The 18,510-nt window shown below is 77.6% G+C and carries 18 protein-coding genes and 1 pseudogene; 11 read left to right on the forward strand and 8 right to left on the reverse strand.

All coding sequences use genetic code 11. The annotated features are described in order from the left end of the window. The 3 genes from ACI8AC_RS13315 to ACI8AC_RS13325 form a co-directional block, all read right to left on the reverse strand. On the reverse strand, positions 1-229 hold a 229-nt coding region (locus ACI8AC_RS13315), incomplete at its 3' end, for a hypothetical protein (RefSeq protein WP_456898260.1). 41 nt (positions 230-270) lie between these two features. Beyond that, positions 271-1,107, reverse strand: coding sequence for an ABC transporter permease (locus ACI8AC_RS13320; protein ID WP_456898261.1), 837 nt, complete (start codon positions 1,105-1,107; stop codon positions 271-273). Beyond that, entirely contained in the window at positions 1,104-2,078 is a 975-nt protein-coding gene (locus tag ACI8AC_RS13325) for an ATP-binding cassette domain-containing protein (protein ID WP_456898262.1), read from the reverse strand. The genes ACI8AC_RS13320 and ACI8AC_RS13325 overlap by 4 nt, the downstream gene beginning before the upstream one ends. Positions 2,079-2,249: 171 nt before the next feature. Between ACI8AC_RS13325 and ACI8AC_RS13330 the strand changes: the two genes are divergently transcribed. From ACI8AC_RS13330 to ACI8AC_RS13355, 6 genes are all read left to right on the forward strand, one after another. After that, positions 2,250-2,849, forward strand: a complete 600-nt coding sequence (locus ACI8AC_RS13330; protein WP_456898263.1) for a TetR/AcrR family transcriptional regulator — start codon at positions 2,250-2,252, stop codon at positions 2,847-2,849. A gap of 80 nt (positions 2,850-2,929) precedes the next feature. Continuing rightward, positions 2,930-4,621 (forward strand): DHA2 family efflux MFS transporter permease subunit, encoded by a 1,692-nt coding sequence (locus ACI8AC_RS13335; protein WP_456898264.1) that lies wholly within the window; start codon positions 2,930-2,932, stop codon positions 4,619-4,621. Positions 4,622-6,174: 1,553 nt separating this feature from the next. After that, positions 6,175-6,990, forward strand: coding sequence for a cold-shock protein (locus ACI8AC_RS13340; protein WP_456898265.1), 816 nt, complete (start codon positions 6,175-6,177; stop codon positions 6,988-6,990). 191 nt (positions 6,991-7,181) lie between these two features. Continuing rightward, positions 7,182-7,394: a hypothetical protein gene (locus tag ACI8AC_RS13345; RefSeq protein ID WP_456898266.1), complete on the forward strand. Its 213-nt coding sequence runs from the start codon at positions 7,182-7,184 to the stop codon at positions 7,392-7,394. Positions 7,395-7,503: 109 nt separating this feature from the next. Beyond that, on the forward strand, positions 7,504-8,160 hold the full coding sequence (locus ACI8AC_RS13350; protein ID WP_456898267.1) for an AzlC family ABC transporter permease: 657 nt from the start codon (positions 7,504-7,506) through the stop codon (positions 8,158-8,160). Next, on the forward strand, positions 8,157-8,477 hold the full coding sequence (locus tag ACI8AC_RS13355; RefSeq protein ID WP_456898268.1) for an AzlD domain-containing protein: 321 nt from the start codon (positions 8,157-8,159) through the stop codon (positions 8,475-8,477). Before ACI8AC_RS13350 ends, ACI8AC_RS13355 begins: the two co-directional genes overlap by 4 nt. A 107-nt stretch (positions 8,478-8,584) precedes the next feature. On the opposite strand, the gene ACI8AC_RS13360 is transcribed toward ACI8AC_RS13355, so the two are convergent. Next, the gene (locus ACI8AC_RS13360; protein WP_456898269.1) at positions 8,585-9,055 is read right to left on the reverse strand and encodes a winged helix-turn-helix transcriptional regulator; all 471 of its coding nucleotides are present in this window, start codon (positions 9,053-9,055) and stop codon (positions 8,585-8,587) included. Between the two features lie 82 nt (positions 9,056-9,137). Here ACI8AC_RS13360 and ACI8AC_RS13365 point away from each other — a divergent pair, with 82 nt between their 5' ends. Then, positions 9,138-9,653 (forward strand): N-acetyltransferase family protein, encoded by a 516-nt coding sequence (locus ACI8AC_RS13365; protein ID WP_456898270.1) that lies wholly within the window; start codon positions 9,138-9,140, stop codon positions 9,651-9,653. 15 nt (positions 9,654-9,668) lie between these two features. Further along, on the forward strand, positions 9,669-9,812 hold the full coding sequence (locus tag ACI8AC_RS13370) for a hypothetical protein (RefSeq protein WP_456898271.1): 144 nt from the start codon (positions 9,669-9,671) through the stop codon (positions 9,810-9,812). 99 nt (positions 9,813-9,911) lie between these two features. Here ACI8AC_RS13370 and mug read toward each other — a convergent pair whose 3' ends face one another. From mug to ACI8AC_RS13385, 3 genes and pseudogenes are all read right to left on the reverse strand, one after another. Beyond that, positions 9,912-10,424 carry a G/U mismatch-specific DNA glycosylase gene (gene mug, locus ACI8AC_RS13375; protein WP_456898272.1) on the reverse strand — a complete coding sequence of 171 codons (513 nt, stop codon included), beginning with the start codon at positions 10,422-10,424 and terminating at the stop codon, positions 9,912-9,914. After that, positions 10,421-10,939 (reverse strand): annotated as a pseudogene (locus tag ACI8AC_RS13380) (UGSC family (seleno)protein). The gene mug and the pseudogene ACI8AC_RS13380 overlap by 4 nt, the downstream one beginning before the upstream one ends. Further along, positions 10,936-12,330: a thioredoxin family protein gene (locus ACI8AC_RS13385; RefSeq protein ID WP_456898273.1), complete on the reverse strand. Its 1,395-nt coding sequence runs from the start codon at positions 12,328-12,330 to the stop codon at positions 10,936-10,938. The pseudogene ACI8AC_RS13380 and the gene ACI8AC_RS13385 overlap by 4 nt, the downstream one beginning before the upstream one ends. 87 nt (positions 12,331-12,417) lie before the next feature. Here ACI8AC_RS13385 and ACI8AC_RS13390 point away from each other — a divergent pair, with 87 nt between their 5' ends. The 3 genes from ACI8AC_RS13390 (at position 12,418) to ACI8AC_RS13400 (ending at position 16,032) form a co-directional block, all read left to right on the forward strand. Further along, a complete protein-coding gene (locus tag ACI8AC_RS13390) occupies positions 12,418-12,879 on the forward strand; it encodes a RidA family protein (RefSeq protein WP_456898274.1) in 462 nt (153 codons plus the stop codon). A gap of 28 nt (positions 12,880-12,907) precedes the next feature. After that, entirely contained in the window at positions 12,908-14,275 is a 1,368-nt protein-coding gene (locus ACI8AC_RS13395) for an FAD-binding oxidoreductase (RefSeq protein ID WP_456898275.1), read from the forward strand. Positions 14,276-14,361: 86 nt separating this feature from the next. Further along, complete coding sequence (locus ACI8AC_RS13400; protein ID WP_456898276.1) at positions 14,362-16,032, forward strand: hypothetical protein; 1,671 nt, start codon at positions 14,362-14,364, stop codon at positions 16,030-16,032. Positions 16,033-16,167: 135 nt separating this feature from the next. Here ACI8AC_RS13400 and ACI8AC_RS13405 read toward each other — a convergent pair whose 3' ends face one another. Next, on the reverse strand, positions 16,168-18,486 hold the full coding sequence (locus tag ACI8AC_RS13405; protein ID WP_456898277.1) for a response regulator: 2,319 nt from the start codon (positions 18,484-18,486) through the stop codon (positions 16,168-16,170). Positions 18,487-18,510 lie beyond the last annotated feature (24 nt).

Raw genomic sequence — 18,510 nt, forward strand, 5'->3', positions numbered from 1 at the left:
CGCCACCGGCCACCACGGCCCCGCCACCGGCCACCACGGCCCCGCCACCGGCCACCACGGCCCCGCCACCGGCCACCACGGCCCCGCCACCGGCCACCACGGCCCCGCCACCGGCCACCACGGCCCCGCCACCGGCCACCACGGCCCCACCCGCGACCGAGACACCGGCGGAGACGGAGACACCGGCCACCACCGAGACACCGGCGGAGACCACCGCCCCGACCGGCACCCCCTGACCCGACGGGGCGCGCCTCCGGGCCGGGGACCCGCTCAGCGGCTGCGGTAGAGGCGGGTCGTGACGGGGAGGAACACCGCGGCCAGCCCCGCGGCGACCGCGAGGGACACGGCGACGGCCGTGCCGTCCGGCGTGCCGTCGACCAGGGACCGGGTCGCGGTGACCAGCACCGAGATCGGGTTGACGTCGACGAACGCCCGCAGCGGCCCGGGCAGCGTCGCCGGGTCGACGAAGACGTTCGACAGGAAGGTCAGCGGGAAGAGCGCGGTGAAGCCGGCGTTGAGCACCGCGTTGGGCGCCCGCAGGAGCAGACCCATCACCGTGAAGACCCAGGACAGGCCGAACGAGAAGACCACCACCAGCCCGAGGGCGGCCAGCGCGCCGGGCAGGCCGCCGTCCGGCCGCCAGCCCAGGACGAACCCCAGCACCAGGATGACCGTGCCGGCGATGACGTAGCGGACGCTGTCGCCGAGCAGCGCGCCCAGCAGCGGGGCCGGCCGCCACACCGGCAGCGAGCGGAACCGGTCGACGACCCCCTTGGTGAGGTCGGTGTTCAGCGTGACGCCCGAGTAGACGGTGGTGAAGAGCACCGACATGACGAGGATCCCCGGCAGCACGTACTGCAGGTACGCGCTGGTGGACCCGGCGATGGCGCCGCCGAACAGGTAGGTGAACATCAGCACGAACATCACCGGCGTCAGCGTGACGTCGAGCAACTGCTCGGGCACGTGCCTGATCTTCAGGATGCCGCGCCAGCCGAAGGTCAACGCGGTGGCCAGCCGGCCCGGCCGCGGCGGTCGCGGCGTCGAGGCGATGGCCCTCCGGACGGCGACGGTGTCCGTGGTGCCGGACGCGGCACTGGTGGCGGTCACGACGGCTGCTCCTCGGGGACGGGGGCCGCGTCGGCGGCCAGGTGGCCGGTGAGGGCCAGGAAGACCTCGTCCAGGCTCGGCCGGTCGAGGGAGAAGTCGGCGAGGGCCACCCCCGCCCGGGCCAGCTCCGCGACCCCGGCGGCGGCCCGGCCGGCGTCCTCGCAGGCGGCCGACAGGGCGGCGCCGTCCGGCTCCAGCACCACCGGGCCCACCGCCTGCTCGAGCACCCGGGCCGCCTCGGCGCGCTGCGCGGGGTCGATGAGCCGCACGTGCAGCGACCCGTTCCCGACCGAGGCCCGCAGCTGGCCGGGGGTGCCCTCGGCGATCACCCGGCCGCGGTCGATGACCACGAGGCCGTCGGCGAGCTGGTCGGCCTCCTCGAGGTACTGCGTGCAGAGCAGGATGGTCGCGCCCTCGGCGACCAGCGCGCGGGCGATCTCCCAGACCTGGGTGCGCGAGCGCGGGTCCAGGCCGGTGGTGGGCTCGTCGAGGAACAGCAGGGGCGGGGTCACCACCAGGCTGGCCGCGATGTCGAGCCGGCGGCGCATCCCGCCCGAGTAGTTCTTCACCAGCCGCCCGGCGGCCCCGCCGATGCCGAAGGCCTCGAGCAGCTCGTCGGCGCGGGCCCGCGCGGCGGCCCGGCCCAGACCGAGCAGCCGGGCGATCAGCACCAGGTTCTCCCTGCCGGTGAGCTCCTCGTCGACCGAGGCGAGCTGGCCGGTCAGGCTGATCGCGCCGCGGACGGCGTCGGCCTCGCCGACCACGTCGTGGCCGAGCACGCGCGCGCTGCCGGCGTCGGGCCGCAGCAGCGTCGCCAGCATGCGGATGGTGGTCGTCTTCCCGGCGCCGTTGGGGCCGAGGACGCCGTAGACCGTCTGGGCCGGCACCGCGAGATCCACGCCGTCGACGGCCCGGGTGGCACCGAAGGCCTTGACCAGCCCGGTGGCCTCGATGGCGAGATCACGTGGCACGGGGCATCCCCTCCTCGGCAGGGCCGTAGCGTCCTGCGACCCCCCGACAGAATCTGCGCGCCCGGGTGCCGGCACCGCCACCGGATTTCCGGCGGCCGTCCCCGGGACACGACACGTCCGTGCATCGTCTGCAAACTTGCATCGTGTGCAAGATCGAGGCACCATGCTCCCGTGACGAGCGGGCTCCGGGAGCGCAAGAAGGCCGCGACCCGCGACGCGCTGCACCGGGCGGCCCTCGAGCTGGTCGCCGACCGGGGGCTCGACGGCGTGTCGGTGGACGACGTCGCCGCACGCGCCGGCGTCTCCCCCCGCACGTTCTTCAACTACTTCCCGTCCAAGGACGACGCGGTGCTGGGCCTGGACCCGGCCGCGCCGGCGCGGCTGGCCGCGGCCTTCACCGCACGACCCGCCGCGGAGTCACCCCTGCAGGCCATGCGCGCCGTCCAGCGGGAGCAGGCCCTCGAAATGGCCGCCGACCCCGACGTCTGGCCCCTGCGCCTGCGGGTGGTCGAGGCCTCCGCCGTGCTCGTCGGCCGGCTGTCGGCCGGGTTCGCGGCGGCGGAGCGCGCCATGGCCGCCGCGATCGCCGAGCGCACGGGCACCGAGGCGAGCACCGACCTCTACCCGGGCCTGCTGGCCGCCACCTCGTCGGCCGTCATGCGCACCGCGCTGCACCGCTGGTTCTGCGGCGGGTTCCGCGAGCCGCTGACCGACCTGGTCGACGAGGCCTGGGACGTGCTGGCCGGGGGCCTGCCCGCTCCGCCGCGCTGAGCCGCACCTCCCCCGATCCCGGGCCGGACGACGTCGTCCGCCCGCCGCGCCCCGTGCCCGACCCTCCCGAGGAGACCTGCGTGTCCACCGCCGTCCCCGCGCCACCCGGCGCGGCCCCGCTCGTGCTCACCCGCCGGCGGATCAACGTCATCTTCTCCGCCCTGCTGGCCGGCATGCTCGTGGCCAGCCTCGACCAGACGATCGTCTCCACCGCGATGCCGACGGTCGTCGGCGAGCTGGGCGGGGTCTCGCACATGGCCTGGGTGACCACGGCCTACCTGCTCGCGAGCACCCTGGTCATGCCGGTCTACGGCAAGTTCGGCGACATCTGGGGACGGCGCAACCTGTTCCTCGTCGCGATCGCGCTGTTCACCGTGGCCAGCCTGGGCGCGGCGCTGGCCCCCGACTTCACCTGGTTCGTGGTCTGGCGCGGGATCCAGGGCCTGGGCGGCGGCGGGATGATGATCCTGTCGCAGGCGATCATCGCCGACATCGTCCCCGCCCGGGAGCGGGCCCGGTACATGGGGCCGATCGGGGCGCTGTTCGGGCTCTCGGCCGTCGCCGGGCCGCTGGTGGGCGGGTTCTTCACCGACTCGGCCTCCCTCGGCTGGGAGTGGTGCTTCTGGATCAACCTGCCGATCGGCGTCGCCGCCTTCGTCATCGGCTGGTTCGCCCTCACCCTGCCGCGGAAGCGGAACACCGGGCGGCTCGACTACCCGGGCATCGCGCTCCTGTCGGCGGCGACCACGTCCCTGGTGCTGTTCAGCGACCTCGGCGGCAGCGACGGCTGGAGCGAGCCGCGCACGCTCGCGCTGCTGGCCGGCTTCGTCGTCTCGGCCACGCTGTTCGTGCTCGTGGAACTGCGCGCCGAGCAGCCGATCATCCCGATGACGCTGTTCGGCAACCGCACCTTCGTCATCACCACGGCCCTCGGCGCGGCGGTCGGGCTCGGCATGTTCTCGGCGATCGCGTTCATGCCGACGTTCCTGCAGATGGCCTCGGGCATGTCCGCGGCCGGGTCCGGGCTGCTGATGACGCCGATGGTCGCCGGGATCATCGTCACCATCCAGGGGTCGGCCGGCGTCATCGTGCGCACCGGCCGGTACAAGGCCTTCATCGTGACCGGGGTGCTGGTCATCGGGGCCACGACGGCCTGGATGACGACCCTCTCCGGCGGGACGTCGCTGTGGACGGTCGGCGTCATGTTCTTCTGCCTGGGCGCCGGGCTCGGGCTGATCATGCAGAACGTCGTCCTGGCCGCCCAGAACGCGGTCGCGGCCGGGGGCATCGGCGCGGCCACCGCCACGAACAACTACTTCCGCGAGGTGGGCGCGACGCTGGGCGTCGCCGTCTTCGGCACGCTGTTCACCAGCCGGCTGGCCGAGAACCTCACCGGCGCGCTCACCGCGAACGGCGAGCAGGCCGTCGCCGCGGGCATCACCTCACCGGACACCCTCGTGCCCTCGGCGGTCGAGGCGGCCGGCGAGCCGCTGCGCAGCGCGATCGTCGACGCCTACGCCGGCGCGCTGGCCCCCGTGTTCGGCTACCTGCTGCCGTTCCTGGCGGTCGCGCTGCTGCTCGCCCTGGTGCTGCGGGAGCTCCCGCTCTCCGACGTGGCCGGGATGGTGGCCCGGGGCGAGGCGGTGGACGGCACCACCGCTCCGACCGCGAGCCCGGCCGCGGTGGACGGGGTGGACCGGGTCGTCGCGCTCGAGGACGGGCGCGGTCCCGACCGGGACGACGACCCGCGGGGAGCCGGCGTCCCCGCGTAGGACGCCGTCCGGCGCCGGCCCGGGACCCCACCGGTCCCGGGCCCGGGCCGCCGGCCGAGCCTCCACCCGCAGGCCCCGGCCGCGACGATGCTCACGAGCAGCAGCACGGCGGCCCACAGCCGCGGGTCGCCGTGGTCCAGCTGCGCCCGGTAGCGGGCCAGGACGGCCAGCTCCAGGGCGCCGAAGACGGCGTAGGCCGCCGCCGGCCCCCGCAGCCGGGCGAGATCCCGCTCGCGGACCACGAGGGCGGCGGCCACCCCGAAGGCCAGCAACCACGACCCGACCACCTGCGCGGACAGCGGCGTGAGGTCCCACGGCAGCACCCCGGTCACCAGCGTGGTGTGGTGGTGCTCCCCGAGCCCGCCGACGAACAGCACCGCACCGGCCGCGCCCAGGACCGCGCCCTGCACGGCGACGGCCCGGGCGAGCCAGGCCGGCATCGGCCGGACGACCGCGCCCGGCGCGGCGGCCCCGCTCCCCCGCCGGACGGCCTCGCTGCCCTGCCGGACGGTCACGGCCAGGCAGGCCACCGGGACGGCGAGGTAGACCCCCAGCCACAGCCACGCGGCGAACCGCGCGACCGGCCCGCCGTCGGCCAGGCTGAGCCGGTGGGCGTGGTGCACCGAAGCGCCCAGCACCAGGGCGGTGAAGACCCCGACGGTGAGCACGGTGACCCGGACCCGGTCCCACGACCGTTCCCGCAGCGCCACGGCCGACAGCAGGCAGCCCGCGGCGTAGGCCGCCCCCAGGAAGGCCGCCGTCATCTGCATGTGGATGGGCCAGGCGAACTCCTCGTGCGCCTGCGCCGGCCGCAGCAGCAGGGCGACGACGGCGAGCGCGGTCAGCCCGACGAAGGCCCCCAGCAGGACCCGGGTGCCGGCGAGCACCCCCACCCGCTCCGGGGTCGACGCCGCCGGCCGGGACGGCGCGGCGCACGGGCAGGCTGGAGTCATGGACGACCTCCGGACGACGCCGCCCGCCGGTCGCGGCGGGCACCCGGCCCCCCGGCCGGGTCGCCCGTGAGCGTGCCGCGGTCCGTGGCGGCGGTCATGACCAGAACTGACCATCTTCGGCGGCCGGCACACGGCAGCGCGCTGTCCCGAGGCGGCCGGCGAAGCACCGGCCCGGCCGACCCGCGCTCCCGCGGGGCGCAGCCGCTCGGTGGCGCCCCCGGTCGACGCGCCGGGGCGCGGCCGAGCTCGACCTCCACGCCGGGGTCGATCACACGTGGCTCGGGGTGACCGACGCGGCGCGCCAGGCGGTCGACCGCACGCTCGACGTCCGGCGCCGCCGCCTCGGCCTGCCCCGCCCACGGAGGGAGGACGTCGACCGGTGAGGGACCTACCGGACCGGCGAGCCGGTCCGTAGCCTGCGCCCAGCGGTCCCCGCGCGCCGTCGGGGCCCGTGACCGGGGGCACCCCCGTCCGCGCCGCGGGCCTGGGAGCATCGAGGCGGGGGTGCACGTGTCCCGGCCCGGCCGGTGGGGCACCCTCGCACCGGCGGCGGGAGAGGAACCCCGCGCCGGCTCGACAGTGCAGGAGTGGACGAGGGACATGCCGCAGGGCACCGTGAAGTGGTTCGACGCAGGCAAGGGGTTCGGTTTCATCGAGCCCGATGACGGTGGAGCCGACGTGTTCGTGCACTTCTCCGCCATCGCCGACACCGGGGGCTACCGCAGCCTCGACGAGGGGCAGCGGGTGGAGTACGAGGCCAGCCAGGGCCAGCGCGGCCCGCAGGCGGACACCGTCCGGCCGACCGGTGAGGCGCCGGCCCGCCCGGCCGGCGGCCGCGACCGCGGGCAGGGCGGCGGCTCCGGGGGCGGGACCACCGGCACCGTGTCCTGGTTCAACGCCGAGAAGGGCTTCGGCTTCATCACCCCGGACGACGGCGGACCCGATGTCTTCGTGCACTTCTCCGCCATCGCCGACACCGGCGGCTACCGCTCGCTCGACGAGGGCCAGGCCGTGCAGTACGAGGCCACCCAGGGCCAGCGCGGCCCGCAGGCCGAGAACGTCCGGCCGCTCGGCGGCGGCTCGGGCGGCGGCTACGGCGGGCGCGACAGCGGCTCGCGCGGCGGCTACGGCGGCGGCCGGGACTCCGGCGGCTACGGCGGCGGCCCGCGCGGCGGTGCCCGGCGCCCGGCCCCGCGCGGCGGCGGCGACCGCGTCGGCGGCACGGTGAAGTGGTTCAACGCCGAGAAGGGCTTCGGCTTCATCTCCCCGGACGACGGTGGGGACGACGTCTTCGTGCACTTCTCCGCCATCGCCGACACCGGCGGCTACCGCTCGCTCGACGAGGGCCAGCGGGTCTCCTTCAGCCCGGCCCAGGGGCAGCGCGGCGTGCAGGCGGAGGCCGTCGAGCCGGAGTGACGGCCTGACCGGGGGCCGGCCCCGACCCGGCCCCGTCACGTCGCGGCAACGGCGGCGGAACGGGGCCGGGTCACGCTGGGGGCAGGTGGTCGACGGCGGGCGGACTGGGAGGGCGCGTTCCGGGGTAGGGACGCACCACCTCAGGGACGTCGGCCTCAGCCACCGGCCCCGTACCCCGCCGGAAGGCAACCATGACCGCTCACGCCCCCCTCCCCGACCTCGACCGCTCGATCCTGGACGCGTTCCGCGCCCTGGCCGACCTCCGCCGCCGCTTCGACTCCGCGCCGTGCGGCGAGGACGCCCTGGCCTGCGAGGTCGCCGAGGCCAGGGTCAACGAGCTGCTCGACCTCCGGTGGTCGCTCCGCCGCGCGCCCGAGGCCGAGCTCGCCGCCCCGGCCGCCTGAGCTCCGCCGCGCGGCTCCCGCACCCCGCCCGTCCGCCCGGCTGCCGCGCCCCGCCCGTCCGCCCGCCTCCCCGCTCTGCCAGGGTCTGGCGGGGACGGGAGGTCGGCGGGTGGCGGAGCGGGGTTTCCGGGCGGGTCTGCGGGACGGCGCACCCTACGGGGGCGCGGTGTTCGTGCTGGCCGTCTCCTTCGGGGTGGTGGCCACCGACCTCGGCATGCCCCCGCCGGCGGCGGTGGTGATGTCCGCGGTCGTGTACTCGGCCTCGGGCCAGCTCGCCGCGATCGGCATCGTCGGTGCCGGCGGCGGGCTCATGGCGGCCGCCGGCGCCGCGGCGCTGGTCAGCTCGCGGTTCCTGCCGATGGGGCTGGCGCTCGGTCCCTCGCTGCGGGGCAGCCGGGCCCGGCGGGCGCTGGAGGGCCAGGCGACCGTGGACGCCTCGTGGGCCATGGCCGCCCGCGGCGACGGGACCTTCGACCGCGAGTACCTGTTCGGGCACTCCGCGGCGCAGTACGTGCTCTGGGTCCTCGGGACCGTCCTCGGCGTCGTCGTCCCGGCCTCGGTCGACGTGCGGGTGCTCGGCCTCGACGTGGTCTTCCCCGCCTTCTTCCTGGCGATCCTCGCCGGAGAGGTGCGCGACCGGCTGCGCCTGGCGGTGGCCCTCGCCGGAGCGGCGATCGCGCTGGCCCTGGTCCCGGTCGCCGCACCCGGGCTGCCCGTGCTCGCGGCCAGTGCGGCGGCGCTGGCCGGGCTGCGGAGGGCCCGGTGACCGCGGGGACGGCGTGGCTGCTGGTGTTGCTCTGCGCGGTCGTGCTGGTCACCATCCGGGGGGCCGGCCCGGCGCTGACCGGGGCGCGGCAGCTGCCGCCGGCCGCCGTCCGCGTCGTCGTGCTGCTGTCGTCGGCGCTGCTCGCGGCGCTGGTGGTGACCGCGGCCCTGGCCGACGGCAGCGAGTGGCGCATCGGGGCCGACACCGCCGGTGTCGCGACGGCCGGGGTGCTGCTCTGGCGGCGGGCACACGTGCTGGTCGCCGTCCTCGCCGCCGTGCTCGTGACCGCCGGGCTGCGCGCCCTCGGCGTCGACTGACCGAGGGCCCCGCGGCTGTCGGGTGATGTGCGGTCCGGGCGCGGATCCGACGAACGCTGCGCCACGAGCGCACACCGCCGCCGGCCGGGGCCGGGGCGGGAGCCGGCTCAGGCCTCCGGCGTGCGCACCGAGGGGTGGGGCACCGGCCGGACCTCCCGCGCGCTGTCGAGCCGGTGCCCGCCGTCGCACACGAGCGCGAGGTGGACCGGCTCACCGCAGTCGCGGTGGCGCAGCTCCAACGGGGCCACGCCGTCCTCGGCGAGGTAGCGGTCGCCCCACTCCATGAGCGCGACGAGGGCCGGGTAGAGGTCGACGCCCTTGCGGGTGAGCCGGTACTCGTGGCGCTGGCGCTCCCCCTCGGCCTGGTAGGGCACCCGCCGGAGCAGCCCCTGGTCGACGAGGGTGGCCAGCCGGTCGGTGAGGACCGCCCGCGGCGCACCCAGGGTGCGCTGCAGGTCGGCGAACCGGCGGACGCCGAGGAAGGCCTCGCGCAGCACGAGGAGGCTCCACTTCTCCCCCACGATCGCCAGGGTGCCGGCGACCGAGCACCGGGACCGGTCCCACCGCGCCTCGCTCATGCCCCCAGTCTACGACGCTGAGTTCACTTGACGAACTCACTCGACCGGGGCAGGGTTCATCTCACGAACCCAGGAGGTCGGGATGGACATCGCGGTGGCGACCAGGCCGGTGCGACCCGAGGACGCCGAGCCCTTCCGGCGGTTGTGGGGGCGGCTCTCGCCCGACACGGTGTACCGCCGCTTCCACGCCCCGCTGCGCTGCCTGCCGGCGGGCTGGCTGCACCGGCTGGTGCACGTCGACCACGACCGCCGCGAGGCCCTCGTCGCGGTCGTCGGTGGGGAGGTCGTCGGGGTGGCCCGCTACGACCGCTCGCCCGCCGACCCGGCCACCGCCGACCTGGCGGTGGTGGTGGAGGACGCCTGGCAGGGCGTCGGGGTGGGCCGCCAGCTGCTCGCCGAGCTGACCGACCTCGCCGCCCGCCGCGGCATCGCCACCCTGACCGCCAGCATCCAGGCGGACAACGAGCGCGCCCTGGGCCTGGCCCGGCGGCTGCTGCCCGCCGCCTCCCTCACCCCCGACGACGGGGTCCAGGCCCTGCGCAGCCCCGCCGTCCGCAGCACCGCACCCACCCCGGCGCCGACGCCCGTCGGTGCCTGACCCGGAGGTCCGACCATGTCCCGCCTGCGCACCACCCTCAGCGCCCACCGCCGCGACCGCGCCCGGCTCCGCGAGGAGCGGGCCCTCGAGCGCTTGGCGGCCACCGCGCCGACCCTGGAGTCCGCCCACGAGCTGCGCACCCTCGCCACCCGCCGCTGAGCGCGGCGGGCCCACCCCGCGGGGCCGGGCGCGAGCGCCGCGGCCGGCCACCGCGGCCGGCCACCGCGGCCGGCGACCGCGGCCGGCGACCGCGGCCGGCTACCGGGGCCGGCGCAGCTCCCGGTAGACCCGCGCGAGGTCGGGCAGCTGGAAGTGCGCGTTCAGCCCGCTCGGGTTGGGCGCCACCCACGTCTCGGCCCCGCCGACCCGCTCCGGCTGCCGGCCGAGCACCGCCCGCGGCCGGCCGAAGCCGGTCCGGTACGCGGTGATGCCCAGCACCGCCAGCACGCGCGGGCGCCAGGTCCGCACCAGCAGCTCGAGCAGCTCGGCGCCCTCGGCCAGCTCGGCCGGGGTCAGCTCGGCCGCGGTGCGGGTCGGCCGGGCGACCAGGTTGGTGACCCCCAGCCCGTAGCGCGGCAGCTCGGCGTCCTCCTCGGGTGCCAGCCGCCGCGGGGTCAGCCCGGCCAGGTGCAGCGCGGGCCAGAAGCGGTTGCCCGGCCGGGCGAAGTGGTGCCCCACCTCGGCCGAGCGCAGCGAGGGGTTGATGCCGCAGAAGAGGACGTCGAGGTCCGGCGCCACGATGTCGCGCAGTGGCTTGCCCGGGACGCTCACCCGCGCGCCGTCACCGCCGCCACCACGGCGGGCGCGACCGCCTCGGCGACGCGCTGCAGCTCCTCGTCGGTCCGGTCCTGCACCGGGTGCGGCACCAGGACCACCGGCGCCGGGAAGCCGAGCGACTCCCCCTGCACCCGGGCGGCCTCGGCGAAGACCTCGCTGGCGAGGAACACCCCCACCACGCCGCGGGCCTCGAGGTCGGCGATGTCGTGCACACTGCACGACGTGCACGAGCCCTAGTCGGCCAGTGCCTCGATGACCACCTCGCACCGCTCGGCGATCTCCTGCCGCAGGTCCACCGGCGCCGGCCGGGCGAAGGTGGGCTTGCGGAAGCGCAGCACCCGCGCGCCCTCGCGCTCCAGCAGCTCGGCCAGCCGGTCGAGGACGACGTCGCCGCGGGCCTTGGAGATGTCCAGCAGCCCCACCGTCCGGCCCGCCAGCCCGTCGGGCCGCGGCAGCAGCTGCCGGGACGCCGGCGCCCGCTCGCCGGTCGGGTCGAGGACCGTCCTCATGTCCGTACCTCCCTGGTCACGGGCGCGCTGCCCGACGTCCCGGACACCCAGCCGCCGATGACCGCGCTGAACAGCCCGGCGTCCCCGCCGGCGTGCGCCACCAGCAGCCCGCCGGGCCGGAACTTCGGCAGCTCGTCGGCGCCCGCCCCGGCCGGCATCCCCTCGGCCATGCCCCCGGCCCCGCGCACCAGCTCGCCGACCGGCAGGGTGAGCAGCTGCTCCAGCTCGCCCACCAGGCGGGGGCGGTCCCAGCCGGCCTCGCGGAACAGCCGGCCGTGCTCCGGGGAGACCACCAGCAGCGCGTCGAAGGCCAGCACCAGCTTGGGGTGGGCGACCGTCCGCAGGCAGGCGGCGAAGGTGCGGGCCAGCGACCCCGGGTCCCGGCTGAGCTGGTCGACGACCGGCTGGACCCCGGCGCCGGCGAACACGGTGACCGCGTCGCCGGGCACCCCGAGGTCGGCGGCCAGCGGGGCGAACGGGCTGCCCTCCTCGCGCTCGGCGAAGCAGAAGGTGTACTTGCCGGGGTTGCCCAGCGTCGCGCGGTCCACCTCGCCGGGCCGGCCGCCGCCGACGTTGCGGACGACGAGCTGCAGCGCCCGCCCGATCGTGGCGTTGGCCCGGTTGCCCTGCCCGAGGGCGTTCACCCCGCTGTTCATGCCGATCCGCCGGGCGACCCGGCCGTTGACGACGACGACGGGGCCGGAGAAGTAGGTGGTGGCCAGCAGCCCGTGCAGGGCGAACTCCTCGGCGCACGCGGCCTCCACCGCGGCGAGCACCACCGGCAGGTACTCCGGGCGGCACCCGGCCATCACCGCGTTGACCGCGACCTTCTCGACGGTGCACGGGACCTGGTCGGGCGGGACGACGGCCACCACCTCGCCCGGGTCCCGCGACGTGCCGCGCAGCATCGCCAGCACCCGCTCCGGGGTCGGCGGGACGACGGGCAGCCCGTCGGTCCAGCCGCGGGCGAAGGCCGCCTCGTGCTCGTCCTCCCGGTCGGCGAGCTCCACCCGCCGGCTGGCCAGGCCGTCGCCGTAGCGCGCCTCGAGCGCGTCCACCCGGTCGGGGTCCACCGACAGGGACCCGCAGCCGGGCCGGTGCTCGGGCAGCCCCGGGCCCAGCCCGGTCACCCCGGTGAGCTCCTCCCACTGGGGCCGGCTCCAGCCGACCACCCGGGCCGTCTCGGCGCCGCCCTCGACGCGCAGCAGGGTCGGGACGGTCTCCACCCCCAGCCGCCAGGACAGCTCCAGCGAGGTGTCGTCACCGGGGAACCAGCCCGGGTCGTCCTGGCACCAGACGGCGGCGCCCAGGTCGCGCAGCACCGGCTCGACCAGCACGCACGTCGGGCAGTCGCGCTTGACCACGGCGACCAGACCGTCGGGCAGCTGCACGGGCCGACGCTAGCGCCCGGGACCGGTCGCGCACGACCCGCCCCGGGAGGTCTTCCGCCGCGCGCCCCGCGCGGCCAGGGTCGGTGGATGACCGTCGACGAGCGACTGCGCGAGCTGGGCATCGAGCTGCCCGGGCCGATGGCCCCCGGGGGCACCTACCGGCCGGTCGCCCGCGCCGGGGACCTGCTGTTCGTGTCCGGCCAGGGCCCGGTCCTGCCCGACGGGGGCCTGGTCACCGGGAAGGTGGGCCCGGGCGGGCTGGGCCTGGACGCCGCGCGGGGAGCGGCCCGCCTCACGGGGCTGCAGGTCCTCGCCGTGCTGCGCGCCGAGCTGGGCGACCTCGACCGGGTCGTGCAGGTGGTCAAGCTGCTCGGCATGGTGAACAGCGCCCCGGGCTTCACCGCGACCCCCGCGGTGATCGACGGCTGCTCGGACCTGCTGGTCGAGGTCCTCGGCGACGCCGGCCGGGGCGCCCGCTCGGCGGTGGGCGTGGCCGCGCTGCCCTTCGACATCGCCGTGGAGGTCGAGGCCGTCGTCCTCGTGCGCTGACCGCGGCACGCGGTGGTTGGCTACGGGTATGGACGACGCCGTTCTCGCCCAGCTCATCGACGCCCTGCCCGCGGGCACGGTCCTCACCGAACCCGACCTCACCGAGTCCTACCGGAACGACTGGACCCGCTCCCCCGCCGCCGGCCGCCCGGCGGCCGTGGTCCGGGCCGGCTCGGCCGCCGACGTGCAGGCCGCGGTGCGCTGGGCCGCCGAGCACCGGGTCCCCGTGGTGCCCCGCGGAGCCGGCAGCGGGCTCGCCGGCGGTGCCACCGCGGTCGAGGGCTGCCTGGTGGTCAGCACCGAGCGGATGACCGCGGTCGAGGTCGACCCGGTGCAGCGGATCGCCGTCGCCGGGCCGGGCGCGCTCAACGTCGCGGTGAAGGAGGCCGCCGCCGTCCACGGCCTGTGGTACCCTCCGGACCCCGGCTCGTTCCGCATCAGCTCCATCGGCGGCAACGTGGCGACCAACGCCGGCGGCATCTGCTGCGTGAAGTACGGCGTCACGACCGACTACGTCCTGGGCCTCGACGTCGTGCTCCCCGACGGCCGGCTGGTCACCCTGGGCGGGACGACGGTCAAGGACGTCGCGGGGCTGCCGCTGCTGAAGCTGTTCGTGGGCAGCGAGGGCACCCTGGGCGTGGTCACCCGCGTCGTCCTCCGGCTGCTGCCCGCCCAGCCGCCGGCCGCCACGCTGGTCGCCTGGTTCGACACCCCGCAGCAGGCCGGGGCCGCCGTGGCCGCGATGGGCGCGCGGGTCCGCCCGGCGATGCTCGAGCTCATGGACCGCGCCACGGTCAACGCCGTCGAGGACTTCCGGCCCCTGGGCCTGGACCGCACCGCCGGCGCGCTGCTGGTCGGGCAGTCCGACGCACCCGGCGCCGCCCGCGCCGAGGAGGTCGAGGTCATGGCCGCCTGCTGCCGGGAGGCCGGCGCGCGCGAGGTGCTCAGCACCGACGACCCCGCCGAGGGCGACATGTTCCTGGAGGCCCGCCGGGCGGCCGGGCCGGCCCTCGACGCCCTCGGCGCCTTCATGGCCGAGGACGTCTGCGTGCCGGTGCACCGCGTCCCCGACGTCCTCGACCGGATCGCCGACCTGGCCCGGCGGCACGGCCTGGACATCCCGGTCTTCGCCCACGCCGGCGACGGCAACCTGCACCCGGCGATCCGCTACGAGCCCGGCGACCCCGACTCGGTGCGCCGCGCGGAGGCCGCCTTCGCCGACATCATGCGGGAGGCGATCGCCTGCGGCGGCACCGTCACCGGCGAGCACGGGGTCGGGCGCACCAAGCGGGCCGCGCTGCCCGAGCAGCTCGGGCCCGACCTGCTGGAGCTCAACCGCCGGGTGCGCGCCGCGCTGGACCCGCTGGGGATCATGAACCCCGGCGCCCTCTGCTGACCCGCGACCGGGGCGGGGCCGGCATGGCGGGGGCGGGGACGGGTCCGGCCGGGGGACCGGGCCGGAGCGCCGCGCTGCGGCGCGCCGTGGCGGCCGAGCGCCCGGCCCTGCTGCGCACGGCCTGGCTGCTCACCGGGGACGCCGACCGCGCCGAGGAACTGGTCCAGGTCGCGCTCGCCGGGGCGGTCTCCCGCGGCCGGCTGCCCGAGGGGGCCGCGCTGGAGGCGCTGCTCGACGCCGCGGCCGGCCGGCGGGCGCGGGCCGGGCAGGTGCTGGTGCCCGCGGACGACGGGCTCCCGGGCGACGTGGGGGACGGCCCGCTGGCGCGGGTGCTGCCCGACCTCCCTCCGCAGCAGCGGGCCGGCGTGCTCGACCGGGCGGCCGCCGGTCCCCGCGCGGGGCCGGCACGGTGGCGGCTGTCCGACGAGGCCGCGGTCGCCGACGTGCTCCGCCGGCGCCGCCGCACCCGGCGCCGGCGGGCCGGCGTCGCGGTGGCGGCCGTCGCCGCCCTGGCGGCCGCTGCCCTGCTGGTCGCCCCGGAGCGGGGTGCCCCGCCGGGTCCTCCCGCCGCGGCGACCCCGTCCGGCCCGGCGACGTCGTCCGCACCGCCGGACCCCGCCGTGCCGGTGCTCGCCGGCCCGACCCGCGGCTCGCTCTCCGGGGACGCGGCCTTCCTCGCCGCCGTGCGCGAGGCCGACTGGGGGGCGCGGGTGGCGCCGCCCCCGGACCGCCGCACCGTCGTGTTCGCCGGCGACACCCCGCACGGCCGGGCGGTCCTCCTGGTCGGCCGGGTGGACGACGACCTGCGCGGGGTGTGGCTCACCGGGCCGCCCGGCGCCGCCCCCGCGGAGCTGTCCCCGTTCCAGCCCCCGGCGCTGGGGCCCGGCCGGCCGGCCCCGCTGCTGCTCGGCGGGCCCGGGCCGGCGTCGCTGGTCGTGGTGGCCGCACCCGGTGACGCGGTGGAGGTCTCCGACCGGCTGCAGGTCGGTCCGCGCGGCACGGTGCGGCGCACCTACCGGCCGGTGGCCGACGCGTCCGGCGTGGCCGTCGTCCCGGTGACCACCACCGGCGGCGGGACGGGCGCGAGCGTGCGCGTGACCCGGGAGGGCCGGGAGGTGTGGCGCTCGGGCGTGAGCGGGCCCCGGGAGCTGCCGCCGCCGGAGGCGCCCGCCCTGGATCCGCTGCGGCCAGGCGTCCGGCCGGCCGAGCGGGTGGTCGCGCAGGCCCTGCGCGAGGTCGCCGTCCCCCTGGGGGTGGAGCCCGAGGCGCTGCAACCGGTCCTGCTCTGGGCCGGTCGGCTGCCGCTCGACGAGGTCCCCGGGACGGCGGTGGTCCTGGTGGGCCGCAGCCCCGGCGGCGGGCTGGTCGTGACCACCTGGGCGGGGCAGGTGGGCCCCTCGGGTGCCGGCCGTGCGGTGCCCTGCGGCGTGCACACCCCGCCCGGCAGCGCGGAGGTCTCCCGGCTGGTCGTCGCCCGGGTGTGCGATCTCTCCGAGCCCGAGCGCGAGCCCTCCTCCGCGGGGCGCTGGCTGGTGGTCACCGCGCCGGCCGAGTCGGCCTCCGTCGCCGTCCTGGACCGGCGCGGGGCCGTGCTCACCACCGCAGCCCTGGAGGCCGGCAGCGCGGCCCTGCCCCTGCCGGAGGGGGCGCGCACGGTGCGCACCCGGGACGCCACCGGGGCCGCCCTCGTCGAGGTGCCGGTCGCCGCCGCCCCGCTGGCCCCGTTCGGCGACTACGGGTCCAGCCCGGCCCGGTGAGCCCGCCCGGGAGCACTCGAGGCACAGGGAGCTCTTCCTGCGTATCCGGGCCCGCGACGGGTGGAAAGCTTCCTATGCCGCGGGCGGGTGCCGCGGGCGGGTGCCGCGGGCGGGTGCCGCGGGCGGCGCGGGCGCTCAGCGCCAGCGGTACTCCAGCTCCGGGCGGCCCGTGCCGCCGTACCGGGGGGCGCGCTCGACCAGCCCGGTGTCGGCGAGGTACTCCAGGTAGCGCCGGGCCGTGATCCGCGAGGCGCCGATCACCTGCCCGGTCTCGGCCGCCGACAGCCCGTCCCCGGCGCGGACCGCGGCCACCACCGCGTCCAGCGTCTCCCGCCCCATCCCCTTGGGCAGCGGCGCCGCGCGGGAGGGGCGCACCGCGTCGAGCACCCGGTCCACCTCGTCCTGCCCGGCCGCGTCACCGCCGCCGCGCAGCCGCGCCCGGTACTCGGCGTAGGCGAGCAGCCGGTCGCGCAGCGCCGGGTAGGTGAACGGCTTGAGCAGGTAGCCCACCACGCCGTGCGCCGCGGCCGCGCGCACGGTGGACAGCTCGCGCGCCGAGGTCACCGCCAGGACGTCGACGTCCGCGCCGGCCGCGCGGATCCGCCGGCACAGCTCGATGCCGTGCGTGTCGGGCAGGTTCATGTCCAGCAGGACCAGGTCGACCGGGCCGCGCGCCAGCGCCTCGAGGGCCTGCGCGCCGGTGGCGGCGACCGCCGTCGCGGCGAACCCGGGGGTGCGGGCGACGCAGGCCCGGTGCGCCTCCGCGGCGACCGGCTCGTCCTCCACCACCAGCACGGAGATCACGACCCCGGAGGTCACGGCGCCGCCCCGGCCGGCGACCGCAGCGGCAGGGTCACCCGGAACTCCGCCCCGGGCCCCGGGCGCACGGTCAGCTCGCCCCTGTGCCGGCGCACCACCGCGGTCACCAGCGCCAGGCCCAGCCCGTGCGGCGCGCCGTCGGCGGCCTTCGTCGTCCAGCCGCGCCGGAAGACCCGTTCGAGGTCGGCCGCCGCGATGCCCGGGCCGGTGTCCTCGACCCGGACCTCCAGCACCCCCCCCGGTCACCTCGAGGCCGACCTCGACCTCCCGCGGCGGGTCGCCGGCGAGCGCGGCCTCGATCGCGTTGTCCAGCAGGTTGCCGACCACCGTGACCAGGTCCCCGCCGGGCAGCCCGGTCGACCCGACGGTCCCGGCGTCGATCTCCAGCCGCACCCCTCGCTCGGCCGCGGTGGCCGCCTTGCCGAGCAGCAGCGCGGCCAGCACCGGCTCCTCGACCGCCGAGACGACCCGGTCGGTGAGCTCCTGGGCGGTGCGCAGCTGCTCGGTGGCGAACTCCACCGCCTCGTCGGCCCGGCCGAGCTCCACGAGCGAGACCGTGGTGTGCAGCCGGTTCGCCGCCTCGTGGGCCTGCGCGCGCAGCGACTCGGCGAAGGAGCGCACGCTGTCCAGCTCGCCGGTCAGCCGCTGCAGCTCGGTGCGGTCGCGCAGGGTCACCACCGTGCCACCGCCGGCGCCGGAGGGCGGGGCCTGGCTGACCACGAGCACGCGGCTGCCGGTCAGGTGCACCTCGTCGACGGCGGTGCGGCGGCTGGCCAGCACCTCGGCCAGCTCGGCGGGCAGGCCCAGCTCGGTGACCCGGCACCCGGTCGGGTCCCCGGGGAGGTCGAGCAGCCGCCGCGCCTCGTCGTTGACCAGCTGCACACGGGCGTCGGCGTCCACCAGCAGCAGGCCCTCCCGGACGGCGTGCAGCACGCCGTGGTGGTACTCGACCATCCGCGCCAGCGCCTCCGGGGAGAGCCCGTGGGTCTGCCTGCGCAGCCGGCGGGCCAGCGCCCAGCTGCCCAGCGCGCCGGCGGCCACCGTCGCCGCGGCGGTGCCCGCGATGCCGGGGACGGCGGCGGCCAGGTCCCGGCCGATCGCCTCGACGGTGACCCCCGCCGACACCAGCGCCACCACCTCGCCGTCGGCGCCGAACACCGGGCCCGTCGTCCGCACCGAGGGCCCCAGGGTGCCGGTGTAGGTCTCGGTGAAGGTCCGGCCGGCCAGCGCCGGGGCGATCGTGCCGAGGAACGGCCGGCCGATCTCCGCCGGGTCGGGGTGGGTCCAGCGGGTGCGGTCGGGGGCCAGGACGGTGACGAAGGAGATGCCGGTGTCGGTGCGGACCTGCTCGACGTAGGGCTGCAGCACGGCGGTCGGGTCCGGGCCGGTCGCCGCCTCGACCACCAGCGGCGAGTCGGCGATGCTCTCCACGACCGCCACGGTCTGCTCCTCGGCCGTGTCACGCACGGCCTCCCGCGCGTCCAGCCAGGCCACCACGGTCATCGCCAGGACGAGGACGCCGACGACCGCGGCCTGCAGCACCAGCAGGCGGCGGGCCAGGCTGGTCTCCCGGGGCCGGGGGCCCGCCGGAGGGCGCGGGTCCCCCGGAGGGTGTGGACGGGCGGAGGCGGGCACGCAGCGAGTGTCCCGCGCCGCCGC

The sequence above is a fragment of the Geodermatophilus sp. SYSU D00758 genome, assembly GCF_054049955.1.

Bases quoted from the DNA above. Each gene is read 5' to 3' on its own strand.
- ACI8AC_RS13390 (WP_456898274.1), top strand. From the start codon at position 12,418: ATGACCGTCGACGAGCGACTGCGCGAGCTGGGCATCGAGCTGCCCGGG.
- ACI8AC_RS13340 (WP_456898265.1), top strand. From the start codon at position 6,175: ATGCCGCAGGGCACCGTGAAGTGGTTCGACGCAGGCAAGGGGTTCGGT.
- ACI8AC_RS13360 (WP_456898269.1), bottom strand. From the start codon at position 9,055: ATGAGCGAGGCGCGGTGGGACCGGTCCCGGTGCTCGGTCGCCGGCACC.
- ACI8AC_RS13370 (WP_456898271.1), top strand. From the start codon at position 9,669: ATGTCCCGCCTGCGCACCACCCTCAGCGCCCACCGCCGCGACCGCGCC.
- ACI8AC_RS13395 (WP_456898275.1), top strand. From the start codon at position 12,908: ATGGACGACGCCGTTCTCGCCCAGCTCATCGACGCCCTGCCCGCGGGC.
- ACI8AC_RS13345 (WP_456898266.1), top strand. From the start codon at position 7,182: ATGACCGCTCACGCCCCCCTCCCCGACCTCGACCGCTCGATCCTGGAC.
- ACI8AC_RS13365 (WP_456898270.1), top strand. From the start codon at position 9,138: ATGGACATCGCGGTGGCGACCAGGCCGGTGCGACCCGAGGACGCCGAG.